The sequence below is a fragment of the Pseudomonas cremoricolorata DSM 17059 = NBRC 16634 genome, assembly GCF_000425745.1.
Classification (GTDB): Bacteria; Pseudomonadota; Gammaproteobacteria; order Pseudomonadales; family Pseudomonadaceae; genus Aquipseudomonas; species Aquipseudomonas cremoricolorata.
This window is the reverse complement of record NZ_AUEA01000011.1, coordinates 51,762-71,927: the sequence shown is the minus strand read 5'-3', so window position 1 is coordinate 71,927 and position 20,166 is coordinate 51,762. Positions and strand designations below refer to the sequence as shown.

The 20,166-nt window shown below is 62.3% G+C and carries 18 protein-coding genes; 3 read left to right on the top strand and 15 right to left on the bottom strand.

Annotation, left to right across the window (positions count from 1 at the left end; genetic code table 11):
* The first annotated feature begins 137 nt into the window (after positions 1 to 137).
* Positions 138 to 617 carry a glycine zipper domain-containing protein gene (locus tag H618_RS0114015; protein WP_028695656.1) on the top strand — a complete coding sequence of 160 codons (480 nt, stop codon included), beginning with the start codon at positions 138 to 140 and terminating at the stop codon, positions 615 to 617.
* 121 nt (positions 618 to 738) lie between these two features.
* Here H618_RS0114015 and H618_RS0114010 read toward each other — a convergent pair whose 3' ends face one another.
* The 9 genes from H618_RS0114010 to H618_RS0113970 form a co-directional block, all read right to left on the bottom strand.
* Positions 739 to 1,188 carry an acyl-CoA thioesterase gene (locus H618_RS0114010; RefSeq protein ID WP_028695655.1) on the bottom strand — a complete coding sequence of 150 codons (450 nt, stop codon included), beginning with the start codon at positions 1,186 to 1,188 and terminating at the stop codon, positions 739 to 741.
* Positions 1,189 to 1,324: 136 nt separating this feature from the next.
* Entirely contained in the window at positions 1,325 to 2,314 is a 990-nt protein-coding gene (locus H618_RS0114005) for a sulfate/molybdate ABC transporter ATP-binding protein (RefSeq protein ID WP_028695654.1), read from the bottom strand.
* Positions 2,315 to 2,317: 3 nt separating this feature from the next.
* Positions 2,318 to 3,190 carry a sulfate ABC transporter permease subunit CysW gene (gene cysW / locus H618_RS0114000; RefSeq protein WP_028695653.1) on the bottom strand — a complete coding sequence of 291 codons (873 nt, stop codon included), beginning with the start codon at positions 3,188 to 3,190 and terminating at the stop codon, positions 2,318 to 2,320.
* Positions 3,191 to 3,205: 15 nt separating this feature from the next.
* On the bottom strand, positions 3,206 to 4,024 hold the full coding sequence (gene cysT, locus H618_RS0113995) for a sulfate ABC transporter permease subunit CysT (protein ID WP_028695652.1): 819 nt from the start codon (positions 4,022 to 4,024) through the stop codon (positions 3,206 to 3,208).
* Between the two features lie 111 nt (positions 4,025 to 4,135).
* Positions 4,136 to 5,143, bottom strand: coding sequence for a sulfate ABC transporter substrate-binding protein (locus tag H618_RS0113990; protein ID WP_028695651.1), 1,008 nt, complete (start codon positions 5,141 to 5,143; stop codon positions 4,136 to 4,138).
* A 48-nt stretch (positions 5,144 to 5,191) separates the two neighbouring features.
* Positions 5,192 to 5,374, bottom strand: coding sequence for a sulfur starvation response protein OscA (oscA, locus tag H618_RS0113985; protein WP_028695650.1), 183 nt, complete (start codon positions 5,372 to 5,374; stop codon positions 5,192 to 5,194).
* Positions 5,375 to 5,656: 282 nt separating this feature from the next.
* Positions 5,657 to 8,704, bottom strand: a complete 3,048-nt coding sequence (locus tag H618_RS0113980) for an efflux RND transporter permease subunit (RefSeq protein ID WP_028695649.1) — start codon at positions 8,702 to 8,704, stop codon at positions 5,657 to 5,659.
* Positions 8,701 to 9,768, bottom strand: coding sequence for an efflux RND transporter periplasmic adaptor subunit (locus tag H618_RS0113975; protein WP_028695648.1), 1,068 nt, complete (start codon positions 9,766 to 9,768; stop codon positions 8,701 to 8,703). Before H618_RS0113975 ends, H618_RS0113980 begins: the two co-directional genes overlap by 4 nt.
* Positions 9,765 to 10,853, bottom strand: coding sequence for an efflux RND transporter periplasmic adaptor subunit (locus tag H618_RS0113970; RefSeq protein WP_028695647.1), 1,089 nt, complete (start codon positions 10,851 to 10,853; stop codon positions 9,765 to 9,767). Before H618_RS0113970 ends, H618_RS0113975 begins: the two co-directional genes overlap by 4 nt.
* A 264-nt stretch (positions 10,854 to 11,117) precedes the next feature.
* Here H618_RS0113970 and H618_RS22510 point away from each other — a divergent pair, with 264 nt between their 5' ends.
* Entirely contained in the window at positions 11,118 to 12,128 is a 1,011-nt protein-coding gene (locus H618_RS22510) for an RHS repeat-associated core domain-containing protein (RefSeq protein ID WP_081673777.1), read from the top strand.
* A 193-nt stretch (positions 12,129 to 12,321) separates the two neighbouring features.
* Positions 12,322 to 13,161: an RHS repeat-associated core domain-containing protein gene (locus tag H618_RS22115; RefSeq protein WP_050577317.1), complete on the top strand. Its 840-nt coding sequence runs from the start codon at positions 12,322 to 12,324 to the stop codon at positions 13,159 to 13,161.
* A 96-nt stretch (positions 13,162 to 13,257) separates the two neighbouring features.
* Here the strand turns inward: H618_RS22115 and H618_RS0113955 are convergent, their stop codons facing one another.
* The 6 genes from H618_RS0113955 to H618_RS0113930 all read right to left on the bottom strand — a co-directional run bounded on the left by H618_RS0113955 (position 13,258) and on the right by H618_RS0113930 (position 20,164).
* Positions 13,258 to 14,139 carry an ABC transporter permease subunit gene (locus H618_RS0113955; protein WP_028695646.1) on the bottom strand — a complete coding sequence of 294 codons (882 nt, stop codon included), beginning with the start codon at positions 14,137 to 14,139 and terminating at the stop codon, positions 13,258 to 13,260.
* Positions 14,136 to 15,017, bottom strand: coding sequence for an ABC transporter permease subunit (locus tag H618_RS0113950; RefSeq protein WP_211232364.1), 882 nt, complete (start codon positions 15,015 to 15,017; stop codon positions 14,136 to 14,138). The genes H618_RS0113955 and H618_RS0113950 overlap by 4 nt, the downstream gene beginning before the upstream one ends.
* Positions 15,018 to 15,052: 35 nt before the next feature.
* Positions 15,053 to 16,195 (bottom strand): polyamine ABC transporter ATP-binding protein, encoded by a 1,143-nt coding sequence (gene potA, locus H618_RS0113945; RefSeq protein ID WP_028695644.1) that lies wholly within the window; start codon positions 16,193 to 16,195, stop codon positions 15,053 to 15,055.
* A gap of 57 nt (positions 16,196 to 16,252) precedes the next feature.
* A complete protein-coding gene (locus tag H618_RS0113940) occupies positions 16,253 to 17,347 on the bottom strand; it encodes a polyamine ABC transporter substrate-binding protein (protein ID WP_028695643.1) in 1,095 nt (364 codons plus the stop codon).
* A 160-nt stretch (positions 17,348 to 17,507) separates the two neighbouring features.
* Positions 17,508 to 18,605, bottom strand: coding sequence for a polyamine ABC transporter substrate-binding protein (locus H618_RS0113935; protein ID WP_028695642.1), 1,098 nt, complete (start codon positions 18,603 to 18,605; stop codon positions 17,508 to 17,510).
* A 197-nt stretch (positions 18,606 to 18,802) separates the two neighbouring features.
* Positions 18,803 to 20,164 carry an aspartate aminotransferase family protein gene (locus tag H618_RS0113930; protein ID WP_028695641.1) on the bottom strand — a complete coding sequence of 454 codons (1,362 nt, stop codon included), beginning with the start codon at positions 20,162 to 20,164 and terminating at the stop codon, positions 18,803 to 18,805.
* Positions 20,165 to 20,166 lie beyond the last annotated feature (2 nt).

Here is a 20,166-nt window from a genome sequence, read left to right as displayed (position 1 = left end):
ACTTTTCGAACAAAGTTTCATAGCTAAAACAACAACTTAGATAAATCGTTAGCATGCGTGCTATTCGTCGGATTTGCGTTGCCAGGCTTGCCTTCGGGCGGCACATTCGCCCTCGTCATCCCTATGAGGCGTTATCGATGAAGAAGTATTCCTCCATTCTGTTGTTGTCCTTGGGCCTGCTCAGCGGCGCTGCAATGGCAGGTGGCAACACCGAAGCCGGCATTGGCGGCGCGCTCGGTGGGGTACTCGGCTCCGTGGTCGGTCAGTCCATGGGCGGCAGCACCGGCTCGGCCATCGGCGCAGGCCTGGGCGGCGCAGCCGGTAGCGCGGTTGGCGCCGACAAGCGCCAGCGCGGCGAGGCGGCCATCGGTGGCGGTCTCGGCGCTGCGGGCGGTAACGTCATCGGTCGCCAGGTCGGTGGCAACACCGGCAGCCTGATCGGCGCAGCCGCAGGCGGCGGCGCCGGCGGCGCGCTGGGCAACTATATGGGCAACGAAGCCGACCGCGACGACCGTCGCGCCCGCCGCGGCTACGATGATCGCCGGCATTACGACCGTGGCCGTCACTACGGCCACCGCAAGCACCCCGGCCCGCGTCATCACCGTCACCATCGTTGAGGCGGTTGGCTGGCCTTCGCTAGCCTGAGTCTCTGTTGCCTGAATATTTTGTCCCGGCTCAAGCCGCTCTTAAAGGGGAAATCCACGACCTGGAAGGAGCGGCGCAGTGCCACCTGCCCTGCTACCCCTCCCCAACCGCCTCACCCAATTGCAACCCTGCCAACACCTTCTGCAACGCATCGGGCACCGCCACCGGGCGGCCGCTGGCGCGTTCGACGAACACCTGCACCACCCGCCCCAGGGCACACGCCTCGGCCTCACCTGGACGGAACAGCCCCAACCGGTATTCCACCGTGCTACCGGCAAGGCGGGTAACGGCCACCGTCACTTCCAAGGCATCGGGGAAACTGGGCAGGGCGAAGAAGTCCGCCGCGGAACTGACCACGAACCCGGTGACGTCGCCATCGCGCAGATCGAGCCCGGCTTCCTGCAGCAGCAATGCCTGCAGCGCCGCTTCGAAATAGCCGTGCACGGTCGCGCCCGAGACATGCCCGTGCAGGTCGTTGTCGTGGGGGCGGGTGAGGATCGGGTAGGAATGGTTGAACTGGCTGCGTTGCACGGAAGTGCTCATGGAGGCGGTCGTCCTTGCCGAGGTTGCCCGCCAGTGAAGCAGATTGCAGCGGCGGCGGGAAACCCTCGTTCGGCAATGCCCACCTGCCGCCGGGGCCGGCACGCGGCCCCGGGGCAGTCACGCAGCGTGCGCCGATTCAGGCGCCGGCAGCGTTCTGCCAGACCTTGGGCCGGAAGAACAGCGTCTCACCGCGAGTCAGCCCGGTAAGGCTGTCGTGGTCCTTGACCACTTCGACCTCGATCAGATCGCTCTGCCCTTCCACCTTGAGAGTGACGCGGGTCGTTGCGCCCAGTGGTCGGATGTCGCGCACCTCGGCGGCATGGTGCCCTTCGGTTTCATGGCGCGACAGCGACACTTCATGGGGACGGAACAGCACATGCTGGCCTTCGCTGATGGCGAAGCGGTTGGAATCGCCGAGGAAGTGATAGACGAAATCGTTGGCCGGGCTTTCGTACACCTCGCCCGGCGAGCCGATCTGCTCGATCACGCCCTTGTTCATCACCACGATGCGATCAGCCACTTCCATGGCTTCTTCCTGGTCGTGGGTGACGAACACCGACGTCAGGTTGATATCTTCGTGCAGGCGCGCCAGCCAGCGGCGCAGCTCCTTGCGCACCTTGGCATCCAGCGCCCCGAACGGTTCATCGAGCAGCAGCACCTTGGGCTCCACCGCCAAGGCACGGGCCAGGGCGATACGCTGGCGCTGGCCGCCGGACAACTGCTCGGGGTAGCGGTCGGCGAGCCAGTCGAGCTGCACCATGTTGAGCAGCTCATGGACCTTCTCGGCGATCTTGCTCTCGCTCGGGCGCTCGCCCTTGGGCTTCATGCGCAGGCCGAAGGCGACGTTGTCGAACACGCTCATGTGGCGGAACAGCGCGTAGTGCTGGAACACGAAGCCGACGTTGCGATCACGGACGTCATGGCCGGACACATCTTCGCCATGGAAGACGATGCTGCCCTGGTCGGGGGTTTCCAGGCCGGCGATGATGCGCAGCAGGGTGGTCTTGCCGCAGCCAGACGGGCCGAGCAGTGCCACCAGCTCGCCGCTATGGATATCCAGGTTAATGGCGTCGAGGGCCTGGAAGGTATTGAAGCGCTTGCTGACGTTACGAACTTCGATCGACATGAATTAGTCCTCCGCTGCGTTGTGGCGCAGGCGGTTAATGCGGGATTCGCTCCACTGCTTGAGCAGCAGGATGAACAGCGCCAGGATCAGCAGCAAGCTGGCCACGCTGAAGGCCGCGACATGGTTGTACTCGTTGTAGAGAATCTCGACGTGCAGCGGCAAGGTGTTGGTCACGCCACGGATATGCCCGGACACCACCGACACCGCACCGAACTCGCCCATCGCCCGCGCGGTACACAGCACCACGCCGTAGATCAGGCCCCACTTGATGTTCGGCAGGGTCACGTGCCAGAACATCTGCCAGCCGTTGGCGCCGAGCAGGCGCGCGGCCTCCTCTTCCTGGGTGCCCTGCTCCTGCATCAGCGGGATCAGCTCACGGGCAACGAACGGCACGGTGACGAAGATGGTCGCCAGCACGATGCCGGGCAGGGCGAAGACGATCTGGATGTCGTGGTCCTGCAACCAGGGGCCGAACAGGCCCTGGGCGCCGAACATCAGCACATAGACCAGACCTGCGATCACCGGCGAGACCGAGAACGGCAGGTCGATCAGCGTGACCAGGATGCTCTTGCCGGGAAAGTCATATTTGCTCACGCACCACGCCGCGCTGACGCCGAACACCAGGTTCAGCGGCATGGAAATGGCCACGGCGAGCAAGGTCAGTTGCAGCGCAGCCAGCGCGTCAGGTTCGAAGATCGCTTCGAAGAAGGTACCGAAGCCGTTCTTCAATGCTTGGGACACGACGATGAACAGCGGCAGCAGCAGAAACAGCGCGAACACCAGCCACGCCGAGACGATCAGCACTCGCCGCGCGGTGGCACTGCCACGGCGTGCGGCGTTGGCATTGGCGGTGGCGCCAAGGGTTGAACTAGACATGAGCCTGGGCCTCCTTCAAGGGGTTTCGATACGCCGCTGCAACAGGTTGATCAGCAGCAGCAGGATGAAGGAAACCACCAGCATCAGCACGCCGATGGCGGTAGCGCCGGTGTAGTCGTACTGGTCGAGCTTGACCATGATCAGCAGCGGCAGGATTTCGGTCTTCATCGGCATGTTGCCGGCGATGAAGATCACCGAGCCGTACTCGCCCACACCACGGGCGAAGGCCAGCGCGAAGCCGGTCAGCCAGGCGGGCAGCAAGGCGGGCGCCAGCACATGGCGGAACACCTGCAACGGCCTTGCGCCCAGGCAGGCGGCGGCTTCTTCGACTTCCCGCGGGATGTCGGCCAGCACCGGCTGCACCGTACGCACCACGAACGGCAGGGTGACGAAGGTCAGCGCCAAAGTGATGCCGAGCGGGGTGTAGGCGATCTTGAAGCCCAGGTCGGTGGCGAACTGTCCGACCCAGCCCGCCGGCGCGTACAGCGCCGTCAGGGCGATACCGGCAACGGCCGTGGGCAGGGCGAACGGCAGGTCGATCATCGCGTCGATGACTTTGCGCCCGGGGAAGGTGTAGCGCACCAGCACCCAGGCCAGCAGGGTGCCGATCAGGCCGTTGATGATGGCGGCGAACAGCGCGGTGCCAAAACTCAGCTTCAACGCGGCGATGACCCGCGGGGCGCTGATGATGGTCCAGAACTGTTCCCAGGTGAGCTGCGAGGCATGGATGAACATGGCCGCCAGCGGTATCAGCACGATCAGGCTGAGATACACCAGGGTGTAGCCCAGCGTCAGCCCGAAGCCGGGTATGACGGGGGAGATACGTCGTGACATAAAAGTCCCTGTTGAATGCACGAAGCCCGGGGGTGATCCCGGGCCGGTGCTGATGATTTGGCCTTCGACCTCTTCAGGCTGTTCTCGCCGGCCGCCGGACCGGCTGCTCGATTACTGCGCCTGATAGATCTGGTCGAACACGCCACCGTCGTTGAAGAACTTCGGCTGTGCAGTCTTCCAGCCGCCGAAATCCTTGTCGATGGTCACCAGGTCCAGTTTGGGGAACTGCTTGGCATACTCGGCAGCGACTTTCTCGTCACGTGGGCGATAGAAGTTTTCCGCGGCGATCTTCTGCCCTTCGGGGCTGTACAGGTGCTTGAGGTATTCGGTAGCGATCTCGGTATTGCCCTTGCGCTCGGCGTTCTTGTCCACCACCGCCACCGGCGGCTCGGCGAGGATCGACAGCGACGGTACGACGATGTCGAACTTGTCGGCGCCACCGTCTTCCTTGAGCGCCAGGAAGGCTTCGTTCTCCCAGGCCAGCAACACATCGCCCTGACCGTTGTTGACGAAGGTGATGGTCGAGCCACGGGCGCCGGTGTCGAGCACCGGTACGTGCTTGAACAGCTCCTGCACGTAGGCCTTGGCCTTGTCTTCGCTACCGCCGGTCTTCAGGCCATAGGCCCAGGCGGCGAGGAAGTTCCAGCGTGCACCGCCGGAGGTTTTTGGGTTGGGGGTAATCACCGAGACGTCATTCTTGACCAGGTCGCCCCAGTCCTTGATGTTCTTCGGGTTGCCCTTGCGCACCAGGAACACGATGGTCGAGGTGTACGGGGTGCTGGCATCGGGCAGACGGGTCTGCCAGTTCTCCGGCAGGGTCTTGCCGAGCTTGGCGATTTCGTCGATGTCACCGGCGAGCGCCAGGGTCACCACGTCGGCGCGCAGGCCATCGATCACCGCCCGGCCCTGTTTGCCCGAACCGCCATGGGATTGCTGGATCTTCACCTTGTCGCCTGGGTGCTGCTGCTGCCAATGCTTGATGAATTCGGCGTTGTACTGCTGGTACAGCTCGCGGGTCGGGTCGTAGGAAACGTTGAGCAGTTCGTAATCCTTGGCGATGGCGGAACCGGCAAACACGGCACTGGCGAGCGCAGCCAGCGCGTAACGGCGGATGGACATAGGTTGAAGCTCCCGATTGGCAGTCGTTTTATTAGAAGTAGGCAGTGATTAGCTGGACTTGCTGGAAGGCTGTTGCAGGCGGAATTTTTCCTTGCGCTCGATCTGCACGACTTGCGCGTTGTGTACGGTGATCTCCACCGCGCCGAAGCGCAGGTCGCGCAGGGCACTCTGGATTTCCCGCAGGATGGTGGCTTCGTCCTGACCGTCGATGCTACGCAGGGATGCACTCATGCTCGTTCTCCTGTGAGTGAAGTGCCGGGCAGAGTGAGAAGGGGATTGCGCCTGGCGTGAGGGCAATCATAGTGAGGCGCGGATATTCTTAAAAATACTGTTTAAGAATGTTTATATAACCATTTTCATGAGGATGGCCGACTGTAGGAGCGACGCCAGTCGCGATGGCCGGCAAAGCCGGCCCAACCCAGGCGACTGATATTTATCGGTCAGATTGCATTGGAGCAATTGGGGCCGCTTTGCGGCCCACCGCGGCTAAACCGGAGCGCCGGCCGGCCGCTCCTACGCTTGCGGCTCGCGAATCTTGTACCAGGCCACATACAGCGCCGGCAGGAACAACAGCGTCAGCAGCGTTGCGCTGATGATGCCGCCGATCATGGCGTAGGCCATCGGCCCCCAGAACACTTCGCGGGCAATCGGGATCATGCCCAGGCTGGCCGCCGCCGCCGTCAGCAGGATCGGCCGTCGCCGGTGGTTGGTGGCTTCCACCACCGCATCCCAAGGTGCATAGCCCTCGGCCTCGAAGGCGTCGATCTGGGTCACCAGAATCACCGAGTTGCGGATGATGATGCCGATCAGCGCCAGCACCCCGAGAATCGCCACGAAGCCCATGGGCGTGCCGGTCGGCACCAGCGCCAGCACCACGCCGATCAACCCCAGCGGCGCCACACTCACCACCAGCAGCAGTTTCTGCACGCTGTGCAGCTGGATCATCAGGAAGGTCGCCATGAGGAACAGCATCAGCGGAATGACCTTGGCGATCGGCCCCTGAGCCTTGCCGCTCTCCTCCACCGTGCCGCCCACCGCCACCTCGTAACCGCTCGGCAGCTTGCTGGCGAACTCGTCGATCTTCGGTTTCAGCTGGGCCACCAGGTCGGTGGGTTGCATGTCGCCGTTGACCGAGGCCTTGAGGGTGATGGTCGGCTTGCGATCACGCCGCCACACCAGCGGCTGCTCGAGCTCGTAGCGCACGGTGGCGAACGCCAGCAGCGGAATCGAGGTGCCGTTGGGGGTGACGATCTGCAGGTTCTGCAAGGTATCGGGCGAGCCACGCTCGCTGTCCTCGGCGCGGGCAATGACATCGATCAGGTAGATTTCATCGTTCACCTGAGTCACTGGCGCGCCGCTGACGATGCTGTTCATCACGTTGGCGACGTCTTCCGACGACAGCCCCAACTGACGCGCCTTGTCCTGGGCGATGTCGATGCGCAGCACTTTGCCCGGCTCGTTCCAGTCGTAGATCATCTCGCCGATGTTGGGGTTGGCGTCGAGCACGGTGGCCAGCTCGATAGCGTGATGGCGCACCTGGTCGATGTCCTTGCCGCTGACCCGGTACTGGATCGGCCGCCCTACCGGTGGCCCCATCTCCAGCGACTGCACGTTGCTACCAATGCCGACGAAGTCTTCGCGCAGGCGCTTCTGCAAGCGGGCGATCAGCTCGCCGCGCTCATCCAGGCCTTTGCTGACGATCACCAGCTGCGCGTAATAGGGGTTCTGCAACTGCTGGTCGAGCGGCAGGTAGAAGCGGATCGCGCCCTGGCCGATGTAAGTGCTCCAGTGGTCGATGTCCTTGTCGTCCTTGAGCGTCGCTTCCAGGCGGTCGACGGTGCGCCGGGTCTCTTCGATGGAAGCGTTCTGCGGCAGGTTGAGGTCGACGAGAATTTCCGGTCGGTCGGATGAGGGGAAGAACTGGTTCTGCACGAAGCGCATGCAGAACACCGCCAGCACGAACAGCACCACAGTGCCGATCACCGTCAGCCAGCGATGGCGCATGCACCACAGCAGACCATGTTCGAAGCCACGCGCGACACGGCCTGGCTTTTCATCGTGGGCCTTGAGCTTGCGGTTGCTGAGAATGTGCACCCCCAACACTGGCGAGAAGAACACCGCCACCACCCACGACACCAACAGCGCCACGGCGATCACCGCGAACAGGGTGAAGGTGTACTCCCCCGCCGAGCTGGCATTGAGGCCAATGGGCACGAAGCCGGCCACCGTCACCAGGGTGCCGGTGAGCATCGGGAAGGCCGTCGACTTGTAGGCGAAGGTCGCCGCATCCTCCTTGCTTTCGCCCATCTCCAGCCGGGTGACCATCACCTCGACGGTAATCATCGCGTCATCCACCAGCAGGCCCAGGGCGATGATCAGCGCGCCCAGGGAAATCCGCTGCATGGTGATGCCGCTGTACTCCATGAACACGAAGACCATCGCCAGCACCAACGGAATCGAGCACGCCACCACCAGCCCGGCGCGCACGCCGAGGCTGATGAAGCTCACCACCAGCACGATGATCACCGCCTCGAACAGCGCACTGGTGAAGCCGCCCACCGCTTCCTTGACCACCTCGGCCTGCTCGGAAACGCTGTGCACACCGACCCCGACCGGCAGCTCGCCGGTGATCTGGGTCATTTTCTCTTTGAGCTGTTCACCGAACACCTGAATGTTGCCGCCCTTCTGCATGCCGATGGCAAGGCCAATGGCCGGCTGGCCGTTGTAGCGGAACATCGGCGCGGGAGGGTCGGCGTAGCCGCGCTCGATGGTGGCGATGTCGGCCAGGCGGAAGAAGCGGTCGTTGATGCGCAGGTTGACGCTTTCCAGGTCCTTCTCCGAGGCGAACTGGCCGGTAGTGCGCACCGAAATACGCTCTGGCCCAGCCTCGATCACCCCGGCCGGAGTCACTGTGTTCTGCGATTGCAGGGCCTGCATCACCTGACGCTGGTCGATACCCAGCGCCGCCAGCTTGCGCACCGAGAAGTTCAGGTAGAGCACTTCGTTCTGCGTGCCGACCACCTCGACCTTGCCGATGTTCTCGACCTCGCGAATCTCTGCGCGCACTTGCTCTACGTAGTCGCGCAGCTGGCGCATGCTCAGGCCATCGGCGGTGAAGGCGTAGATCGAGCCGTACACATCCCCGAATTCGTCGTTGAACGCCGGTCCCTGGATGCCCTGCGGGAACTGCCCGCGGATGTCCTGGATCTTCTTGCGCACCTGGTACCAGATCTGCGGAATATCGCCGGCCTTGGTGGTGTCGCGCAGGAACACCATGATGGTCGACTCGCCAGGGCGGGTGTAGCTCTTCACGTAGTCGAGCGAGTCGAGTTCTTCGAGCTTCTTCTCGATGCGGTCGGTGACCTGATACAGGGTTTCATCCTGGGTGGCACCGGGCCAGCGGGTCTGGATGACCATGGTCTTGATGGTGAAGGACGGGTCTTCTTCACGGCCCAGGTTGAAGTAGGAAAACACCCCCATCAGCAGGCCGACGAACATCAGGTACCAGACGAAAGACTGGTGGCGCAGCGCCCATTCGGACAGGTTGAAGCCGCCTTTCATCGTGATTCCTCGTCGAACGTGACCTTCTGGCCTGGCTTGAGACTGTTGACCCCGGCAGTGACCACCCGCTCACCGGGCTGCACCCCGCCGGTCAATACCACGCTGCGCTCGGTGCGTGCACTGACCGACACATCGCGCAGGTTGACCACCTGCTGCTTGGGGTCGACCACCCACACCTGGGTCTTGCCGTCGCGCTCCAGCAGCGCGGTCAGCGGCAGTTCGCTGCGGGCGGCGATCGGCGAGGTCAGGCTGACGCTGACCGAGGTGCCGAGGTTGAAGCCGGTGGGGGTCGAGGCCAGACTCAGGCGTGCGCGGCGGGTGCGGGTGGTGGCATCGGCCTGGGGTTCGAGCTCGCGCAGGCTGGCGGTGGTGTTGATGTCGGGGTTGAGTTGCGAGGCCACGGTGAGGGTCATGTTCGGGTTGAGCTGTTCGGCCAGCGAAATGGGCAGGTCGATGACCGCTTCCTTGACGTCGGGGCGGGCCAGCGTCACCACTTCCTGACCGACGCTGACGGTCTGCCCGGCTTCGGCGTGCCAGGCGGTGACCACCGCCGAATGATCGGCCTTGAGCTCGCTGTAACCGAGTTGATCGCGCGCCTGGCTGACCGACGAGCGCGCCTGGGTCAGGCTGGCATCGGCGGTTTTCAGGTCGGTCTGGGCGATGTCCAGTTGTGCCTGGGCACCGACGCCACGATCGTACAACTGCTGCTGACGGCGGGCGTTGGCCTGGGCGTTGATCCACTGTGCCTGAACCCGCGCCAGGTCGCCTTCGGCGGCGCGCAGCTGGTTCTGCTGGTCGGTCGGGTCGAGGGTGGCCAGGGTGTCGCCGGCTTTCACCGAGGTGCCGACATCGACCCAGCGCCGCGCGATGCGCCCGGACACGCGAAAGCCCAAGGTGCTTTCATAGCGCGCCTGGATGGTGCCGGCAAAGCGGCCCAGTTGCGCCTCTGACGACTGCTCGACCACGGCGGACAGCACCGGACGCACCGGCGCGGGTTTCTCTTCATCTTTCCCGCAGCCGGCCAACAGCAGCGCCGCGAGGGTTATCCACAGCAGGCGAATCATGGCAGCGCCCCTCCGTCCTTGGCCGCGACCTGCTCGACCTGCATGCCCGGGTGCAGCAGCTGCGCGCCGTTGATCACCACGGTTTCGCCACCGTTGATACCCGCACCGATGATGACCTTGCCGGTCAGGTAGCGGGCAATACGCACGGGGCGCAGCTCGACCTTGTCGCCGTCACCGACGACCCATACCGCAGGGTCGCGCAGGCCCTTGCTCAGCGCCGACCATGGCAGCTCGACACTTTGCTGGCCCTGGGTTTTCGCCTGGGTGGTGACCGGCGCGCCGAGGGCCATGGCCGGCGGCACGTCACGCAGGGCGACCTTGACCTGCAAGGTGCCGCTTTGCGCAGACACGGTCGGGGTGACTTCGCGTACCCGCCCTTGGGCCTGCACCTTGGGGTCCTCGAGCAACTGCACGGTGACGGTTTCGTCGCTGGCGGGGGCGCTGAGCAGCGATTCATAGACATTGAACACGGCATCACGCTCGCCATCGGCGGCCAGGCGGAAAATCGGCATGGTCGCCTGCACCACCTGGCCAACCTCGGCCTGGCGCGCGGTGATGACGCCATCGGTATCGGACACCAAGGCGGTGTAGCCCAGTTGCTCGTTGGCGTTGGCCAACTGCGCCTGGGCCGCCTTCAGGCCGCTCTGATTACCGCGCAAGGCAGCCTGCGCGGCGTCGTATTCGCTGCGGCTGGTGTAGCCCTTGGGCAGCAGTTTTTCCTGGCGCACAAAGGCTGCGGCGCTCTGGTTGACCCGAGCCTGCGCGGCGAAAACCTCGGCCTTGGCCGAGTCGACGTTGTTCTTCAGGTCTTTCGGATCGAGCCGGGCCAGGACCTGGCCGGCCTTGACGTGGTCACCGACATCGACACTACGGGAAATGATCTTGCCGCCGACGCGGAACGACAGGTCGGTCTGCACCCGCGCCTGCACATCACCGGTGAGCGCCACCGACGCGGCGAAGTCCACCGGCTCGACACGCATAACCCCGACCCTGGGCAGCTGCGGGCTGTGTTTTTCCTGCTCGCACCCGGCGAGGGTGAACAGCAGCCCGAGGCACACGACCATCAACGGACGCACCACCGTCATGCTCGCTCCTTGTTTGCGCACAAATGATTCGATGAGTCGACCTTGAGCGTAGATCAGGGTTCAGTTTGTGGGGCTGGTCAGGCTCGTTGGTAAAACAGCGAGACTGTCGTTGAAGGAGATGATGCGGGTAATGGAGGCGAGCTGGCATTTATGCCAGTAGCCAGAAAATAGCGTTTCACTAGCATGGGCTCATCAAGCTGATGGTCTGGACACGACGCCTGTGCGGTGAATCTCTTCTGACTGACTTCAAACTGAGGCATACCCATGAGTACTCCCCGGACGGTGCATCGATTCTACCAAAACGGTCATATTTGCACGGAACTCGACGGCGCGGGATCGCGCTCAGTGCTCCGCCGCAACGGCCTACCCCTGGCAGAATACAGATCAGCGAATCAACCCTCACGCTCGCTGCTGTCCGTGGATAGCGCCAGCACGGTGACCCACGCGCTTGAAGGCGCACGAGGGGCCACGTTCGCTTATACGCCTTATGGCCACTGCGGTGCTCATGACTCAGCAAAACAGCCAGTGGCGTTCACTGGGCAATTACTGGACGCGGCAACACGCGGCTATCTGCTAGGAAACGGTTATCGCTTGTTCAGCCCCAGTCTGGGCAGGTTTGGCAGCGCAGATAATCTGAGTCCGTTCGGCCAGGGCGGGCTGAATGGCTATGGCTACTGCGCAGGAGATCCGGTCAATCGTCATGATCCCTCGGGGCATATGCCTGTTCCGTTCAAATACGCGGCCCTCGGATTTGGCGTATCGAGTATCGGCGTGCTCATTGCAGCGGTATCGACGCAATCGAAGCCCATCAAAGACCTCCTCTATGGTGCCTCAGGCGCTCTGGCGCTGGCGGCTGTCACCGGGTTCGGCACCGGCAAGGCGATACAATGGGCGCTTCGCCCCCCAGTTGGGCAAGTCCCCTCGCGACGAAACTCGTTGACGCCGGTCGGCCCCCCACCATCACCAACGCAATGGGCAAGACAGCCACCTCGACGATCGCTGCAGCTTGAAGATCTGGACGCACCGCCTGATTACGACCAAGTTGTAATGCTCCAACCGAATGCCCGACCAATCTCGGGCTATTCCGAGGCATCCCAGTCCCCGCCTCCCGCTTACAGAGCCCTCTTCGGGGCCCAAGAGGCCGTAAGGGCGCTCAGTACCAGCGTGCAGTCCCCAACGGGGCAGGCCGTGGAACTCTTAACGTCGAACCACAATGTGCGCAATCCAGGCTCAGCGCGCTCAAGCTTTATTGAGAACGGGTCGACCCGCACCTGAGTGTCGCCGGCTTGCGGCGTCGAGCAAGTTGTTCGCGTCGCACCGCGGTGCCAGCAACGCAAGAAGGTTCAGAGAACTGCTGAAGGTGAGTTCTACGGTTTTCCTGTAGCGGCCGCCCCTATTCACCAGCACGATAATTTTCCATAGGGCCCGAGACCATGCCTACCCTCCACATTCAAAACCGAGTTTGATCATGGGCTACCTGACAGAACGCTATTTTTATAGCAGCGACACGGTCATTGCGCGAGCTCACGATCCGATTTGCTATGACCCCTACGGCCACTCAGGAATGCGCGTTTCGGCCGCGAGCAGAGTGAGCTTTTGCGCAGAATTCCTCGACCCGATCAGCCAGCTGTACATGCTGGGCCAGGGGCATCGGGGCTACTCGAGCACACTGAGAAGATTTGTGTCTCAGGATCACTTGTCTCCTTTCGACCATGGGGGGATGAATGCTTACGCCTACTGCGCAAACGACCCGGTCAACTTTCATGATCCGTCTGGGCAGTTCAAAGTCATACAGCTTGACGCTAACTGGACCCTGAAAAGCAGGCCTCACTATCTGCAATCTTCTGTTTTGACGCGTTCCGCTTCAACGATGACTACGCCACTCGCTAGCGCCGGAAACACAAGGGTGCATTGGGGGCTCGCGCATATCAAAAGGTTTGAACAGTCAGAATCTTCATCCGGCTTCACCGGTAGGGAAAGTCTTTCTCACCTCGTTCATGGTCAAAACACGCGCATGGGCGCTCGAAGAGCGGCACGTACGCCTTTGAATATCGAGATCAAGCATCTCAAGTTTCTTCCTGACGCCATACAGCCTCGGGCAGCAGCCTACATACGGGCAGCGAATGCTCGAACCGCGATGATCAACTCCGATGTGAGGAAAACGTCCATGGACTCTCGACGGAGTAAGGACTTCGTCGCCGCGCATAACGAGTTTCGGACACATCGCACCGCGCTTAAAAGCATGATTGGCCACGCAGACCCCCTCACTGCGGGTATCTTGGCCGGTTTGCTGCGGGCCGGACGTTGAGGGGAGATGACCCGAGAGGGACATTTAGAGCTACAAGCCTCATCCGCCAGCCTGGAACCTTTTTGCGCAGGCTCCAGGCCGGACTGAACGATGGGCTCAACGTACTTGTTGAGGACGGACTCCCTCATGCGGTGAACTGCCAGCGGCTGCCTCTTCGATCGCCTGCTGCACGGCCTTGCGCCGACGCTCTTCGGCCTGACGGGTGAAGTACCAGACCAGGAAGGTCACCAGCGACACCGACAGCAGGATCAGGCTGGCCACGGCATTGATCTCAGGCTTCACGCCCAGGCGCACCGCCGAGAACACTTCCATCGGCAAGGTGGTCGAGCCAGGACCGGAGACGAAGCTGGCAAGTACCAAGTCATCCAGCGACAGGGCGAACGACATCATGCCGCCCGCGGCCAGCGAAGGGGCGATCATCGGGATGGTGATCAGGAAGAACACCTTCCACGGCCGTGCACCGAGGTCCATGGCCGCCTCTTCGATCGACAGGTCGAGCTCGCGCAGCCGCGCCGACACCACCACCGCCACATAGGCGGCGCAGAAGGTGGTGTGGGCGATCCAGATGGTGGCAACGCCACGTTCCTGAGGCCAGCCAACCAACTGCGCCATGGCCACGAACAGCAGCAACAGCGACAGACCGGTAATCACCTCGGGCATCACCAGCGGCGCGGTGACCAGGCCGCCGAACAGCGTGCGGCCCTTGAAGCGGGTGATGCGGGTGAGCACGAATGCCGCCATGGTGCCCAGCGCCACTGCCGCAACGGCGGTGTACAGGGCGATTTCCAGCGAGCGCATCACCGCGCCCATCAGCTGGGTGTTGTCGAGCAGGCCGACGTACCATTTCACCGACCAGCCGCCCCACACCGTCACCAGCTTGGAGGCGTTGAACGAGTAGATGACCAGAATCACCATCGGCAGGTAGATGAACAGCAAGCCAAGCACCAGCATCAGCTTGGAGAATCCGAAACGCTTCATGCCCGACCCTCCATTTCCTTGGCCTGACTGCGGTTGAACAGCAGAATCGGCACGATCAGGATCGCCAGCATCACCACGGCCAACGCCGAGGCCACCGGCCAGTCACGGTTGTTGAAGAACTCCTGCCACAGCACCTTGCCGATCATCAGCGTCTCAGGACCGCCCAGCAGTTCCGGGATGACGAACTCGCCCACCACCGGAATGAACACCAGCATGCAGCCAGCGATGATGCCGTTCTTCGACAGCGGCACGGTGATTTTCCAGAAGCTGTTGAAGGTGCTCGAACCAAGATCAGAGGCGGCCTCGAGCAAGCTCTGGTCGTGCTTCACCAGGTTGGCGTAGAGCGGCAGGATCATGAACGGCAGGTAGGAATAGACCACACCGATGTACACCGCGATGTTGGTGTTGAGAATCTGCAAAGGCTGATCGATCAGGCCCAGCCACAACAGGAAGCTGTTGAGCAGGCCGTTGTTGCTGAGAATGCCCATCCAGGCATAGACGCGAATCAGGATCGCAGTCCAGGTCGGCATCATGATCAGCAGCAGCAGAACCGTCTGGATGTCCTTGCGCGCGTTGGCGATGGCGTAGGCCATCGGGTAGCCGATCAGCAGGCACAGCAAGGTACTGAAGAAGGCCACCTTGAGCGAGCCGAGGTAGGCCGCCAGGTACAGGTCGTCCTCACCGAGCAGGCCGTAGTTGGCCAGGTTCAGCACGATCTGGATCTTGTCTTCGACGAAGCTGTAGATCTGCGTGTACGGCGGAATGGCGACATCCGCTTCGGCGAAGCTGATCTTCAACACGATGAAGAACGGCAGCATGAAGAACAGGAACAGCCAGATGAACGGCACGCCGATCACCAGGTGCCGGCCCTCCGGCACCAGACGCTGGAACGCTCGCTTGAGCTTGCGGATTTTCATGAACGCAGTACCACGCCGCTGTCGTCTTCCCACCACACGAACACTTCGTCATCCCAGGTCGGCCGTGCGCCCTGGCGCTCGGCGTTGGCGACGAACGATTGCACCAGCTTGCCGCTGGGCAGCTTGACGTAGAACACCGAGTGACCGCCCAGGTAGGCGATGTCGTGGATCTTGCCGCGCGACCAGTTGTGCTCGAATTCAGGCTGGGTGGTGGTGATCAGCAGCTTTTCCGGGCGCAGCGCGTAGGTGATGTGCTTGTCTTCCACCGAGGTGCTGACGCCGTGGCCGACATAGATCGAGCGCTCGAGCTCCGGCGAGGCGATCAGCGCGTGACCTTCGGCGTCGTCGATGACCTCACCGTCGAACAGGTTGACGTTGCCGATGAACTCGCACACCAGACGGCTGGTGGGGGTTTCATAGATGTCCACCGGCGAGCCGATCTGGGCGATCCAGCCCAGGTGCATGATGGCGATGCGCTGGGCCATGGTCATGGCCTCTTCCTGGTCGTGGGTCACCATCACGCAGGTCACCCCGACCCGCTCGATGATCTCGACCAGCTCCAGCTGCATCTGCGAACGCAGTTTCTTGTCCAGCGCGCCCATCGGCTCATCGAGCAGCAGCAGCTTGGGCCGCTTGGCCAGGGAACGGGCCAGTGCCACGCGCTGACGCTGACCGCCCGAGAGCTGGTGCGGCTTACGCTTGGCGTACTGGGTCATGTGCACCAGCTTGAGCATCTCGGCAACCCGCGCGTCGATCTCGGCCTTGGGCATACGGTCCTGCTGCAGGCCGAAGGCGATGTTCTGCGCCACGGTCATGTGCGGGAACAGCGCGTAGGACTGGAACATCATGTTGATCGGCCGCTCGTAGGGCGGCATGTCGGTGATGTCGACGCCATCGAGGAAGATGCGCCCTTCGGTCGGCCGCTCGAAGCCGGCGAGCATGCGCAGCAAGGTCGATTTGCCGGAGCCGGAGCCACCCAGCAAGGCGAAGATTTCACCTTTGCGGATTTCCAGGGAGACGTCGTCGACCGCGACCGTCTCATCGAATTTTTTCGTCACCCGATCGATCTTGACCAGCACCTGCTTGGGTTGCTGCTCGCCTTCGAGGGTTTTCTTATGGGCGCCGGAGGCAAGTGCCATGAATGAAACTCCCAACAAATGGTGTGTGCCCGCCCCTGCCGTGACGGGCCTGAATGATTACTTGCCTGACTTGACCTTGGTCCAGCTGCGGGTCATCAGACGCTGCACCTTGGGTGGCAATTCGGCGTTGACGAACATCCTGTCCAGTACCTCCTGCGGCGGATAGACCGACGCATCATCGCTGACCGATTCATCCATCAGCGCCTTGGCCTTGAGGTTGGGGTTGGCATAGCCGACGTAGTCGCTGACCCGGGCGATCACCTCGGGCTTGAGCAGATAGTTGATCAGCGCGTGGGCCTGCTCGGGGTTGCGGGCATCCTTGGGGATTGCCAGCACATCGAACCACAGGTTGCCGCCTTCCTTGGGAATCGCGTAGGCCAGGTGCACACCCTTCTTCGCCTCTTCGGCGCGGGCCTTGGCCTGGAACACATCGCCAGAGAAACCGGCAGCGACGCAGATGTCGCCGTTGGCCAGGTCGGTGATGTATTTCGAGGAATGGAAGTAGGTCACGTAGGGACGCACCGCCAGCAGCTTTTCCTCGGCCTTGGCGTAGTCCTTGGGATTGCTGCTGTTGGGGTCCAGCCCCATGTAGTTGAGCACTGCCGGGAGCATTTCATCGGCCGAGTCGAGGAAGGCGACGCCGCACTTGGACAGCTTCTTCATGTTCTCGGGTTCGAACAGCACGGCCCACGAGTCGATCTTGTCGGTGCCCAGCACCTCCTTGACCTTGTCGACGTTGTAGCCGATGCCGTTGGTGCCCCATAGGTACGGGACGGCGTACTGGTTGCCCGGGTCGTTCTTCTCGAGCCGTTTCATCAGGACCGGATCGAGGTTGGCGTAGTTGGGCAGCAGGTTGCGGTCGAGCTTCTGGAAAGCGCCGGCCTTGATCTGCTTGCCGAGGAAATGGTTGGACGGCACGACCACGTCGTAGCCGGTGCGTCCGGCGAGCAGCTTGCCTTCGAGAGTTTCATTGGAGTCGAAGACGTCCTGCACGGGCTTGATCCCGGTTTCCTTCTCGAAGTCCGCCAGGGTGGTCGGGCCGATGTAGTCCGACCAGTTGTACAGATGCACCGTGCCTGCCGCCTGGACACTGCATGCCAGCGTCAGTCCCGCTGCAGCCATCATGGCGCTGCGCAATACAGAAATAGACAAGTGGATAGTCCTCACTCAGTGTGCCAGGGTCACGGCGAACGTCAGTGCGCAGGCCAATCCGGCGCGCAACTTACCTTCGCAGGCTCGATGCCGCAATGTTCATTTGCCTTGCTTGACGCCTGAGCCGAAAAGTCCCGGCCCAGACGCTGTCACGAGGGGCTTACTTGCCCGACTTGATCTTGGTCCAGCTGCGCGTGATCACACGCTGAACGGCCGCTTCAGGCGCGGCAATCGCGTACAGCTGTTTCTTCACGTCGGCCGGCGGATAGATGCTCGGGTCGCTGGTGATGTCTTTGTCGACCAGTGGCGTCGCAGCCTTGTTGCCGTTGGGGAAACGCACGGCGTTGGTGATTTCGGCCATGATTTCCGGCTGCATCAGGAAGTCCATGAACTTGTAGGCGGCTTCCTGGTGTTCGGCATCCTTGGGCATGGCGACCATGTCGTAGAAGGTACCGGCGCCTTCTTTCGGAATGACGTAGTCGAGTTTCACCTTGTCGCCCGCTTCGTGGGCACGCGACTTGGACTGTTCCAGGTCACCGGAGTAACCCACGGCGACACAGATGTTGCCGTTGGCCAGGTCACCGATGTACTTGGAGGAGTGGAAGTAGGTCACCGAAGGGCGAATGCTCAGGAACAGGTCTTCCGCTGCCTTGAGGTCTTCTTTCTTCACGCTGTTGGTGGGCAGCTTCAGGTAATGCAGCGCCGCGGGCAGCATTTCGGTCGGTGCATCGAGGAAACTGACGCCACAGCTCTTGAGCTTCTCGATGTTCTCGGGCTTGAACACCACATCCCAGGAGTCGATCTTGTCGATGCCCAGCGCGGCCTTGACCTTCTCGGGGTTATAGCCGATGCCGATGGAGCCCCACATGTAGGGGAAGGCGTACTTGTTGCCCGGGTCGCTGGCATCGCCCACGGCCTTGAGCAAGTCTTCGTCGAGGTTCTTCCAGTTCGGCAACTTGGAGCGGTCCAGTTCCTGGTAGACACCGGCCTTGATCTGCTTGGCCAGGAAGTTGTTGGACGGTACGACCACGTCGTAGCCCGACTTGCCGGCCAGCAACTTGGCTTCCAGGGTTTCGTTACTGTCGAAGACGTCGTACTTGACCTTGATACCGGTCTGCTTCTCGAACTTGGCGATGGTGTCAGGGGCGATGTAGTCCGACCAGTTGTAGACGTTCAGCACTTTGTCATCGGCCATGGCGGAAGTTGCCATGGCCCCCATCAGCGAAGCGGCGAGCAGCGTCTTGCCCATTTTCTTCATGCGTAATGCTCCAGAATTTTTATCGTGTCCATCGGTTAAGCGGCAGGTCCACGGCGCGAGGCCCTGTAGAAAAGCGTTTGAGCGTGTTACCACGCGATTTTTCCTACAAAGCTTAGTCTGGCAAGTTACTGCGCGCTGTTTCAACCAAAGCGGGGCTCGGTAAGCGATCAATGTCGGGTTGCCGGCACCGCACAGACTCAGACCAGCGTCGCCAGCGTCAGGTCCAGGCATTTGCGGGCTTTTTCGATCAGCTCGTCGATCTCGGCATGACTGATCACCAGAGGCGGCGCAATGATCATGGTGTCGCCCACGGCGCGCATGATCAGGCCGTTTTCGAAGCAGAAGTTGCGGCAGACCATGCCCACCCCCTGCCCCTCGTAACGGCTACGGCTGGCCTTGTCTTTGACCAGCTCGATCGCGCCGAGCAAGCCAAGCCCACGCACTTCCCCTACCAGCGGATGGTCCTGCAGTTCACGCAGACGTTTCTGCAAATACGGTGCCGTGTCGCTACGCACGGTGTCGATGATGTGTTCGTCACGCAGGATGCGCAGGTTTTCCAAACCTACCGCCGCCGCCACCGGATGCCCGGAATAGGTGAAGCCGTGATTGAAGTCGCCGCCCTCGCTGAGCACCTGCGCCACGTGATCACGGACGATCACGCCACCCATGGGGATGTAGCCGGAGGTCAGGCCCTTGGCGATGGTCATCAGGTCGGGCTTGAGGTCGTAGTAGTCCGAGCCGAACCACTCACCGGTACGGCCGAAGCCGCAGATCACTTCATCGGCGACGAACAGGATGTCGTAGCGGGCAAGGATTTCCTTGATCTTGGGCCAGTAGGTTTGCGGCGGGATGATCACGCCGCCGGCGCCTTGTACCGGCTCTGCGATGAACGCGGCGACGTTGTCTTCGCCGACCTCGAGAATCTTCTGCTCGAGTTGCTCGGCCGCCCACACGCCGAAGGCCTCAGGGCTCATGTCGCCGCCTTCACCGAACCAGTACGGCTGGGGAATGTGCACGATGCCTGGAATCGGCAATCCACCCTGCTCGTGCATGGCGCTCATGCCGCCCAGGCTGGCACCGGCTACGGTCGAGCCGTGGTAGCCGTTGACCCGGCTGATCAGCGTCTGCTTGTGCGGCTTGCCCTTGAGCGCCCAGTAATGGCGGACCATGCGCAGCACGGTGTCGTTGCCTTCGGAGCCGGAGCTGGTGAAGAACACATGGCTCATGCCGGCCGGCGCCACGTCGGTGATGGCCTTGGCCAGCTCCAGCGCCGGTGGGTGGGCAGTCTGGAAGAACAGGTTGTAATACGGCAGCTCGCGCATCTGCTGCTGCGCCGCCTGCACCAGTTCTTCACGGCCGTAGCCGACCGCCACGCACCACAGCCCGGCCATGCCGTCGAGAATCTGCCGACCCTCGCTGTCCCACAAATGCACGCCCTGGGCCTTGGTGATGATCCGCGGGCCCTTGCTTTTCAGCTGGTTGTAATCGCTGAACGGGGCAAGGTGATGGCGCTCGCTCAGGGCCTGCCATTCGCGGGTTTGTGGGTTGACGACACTCATGT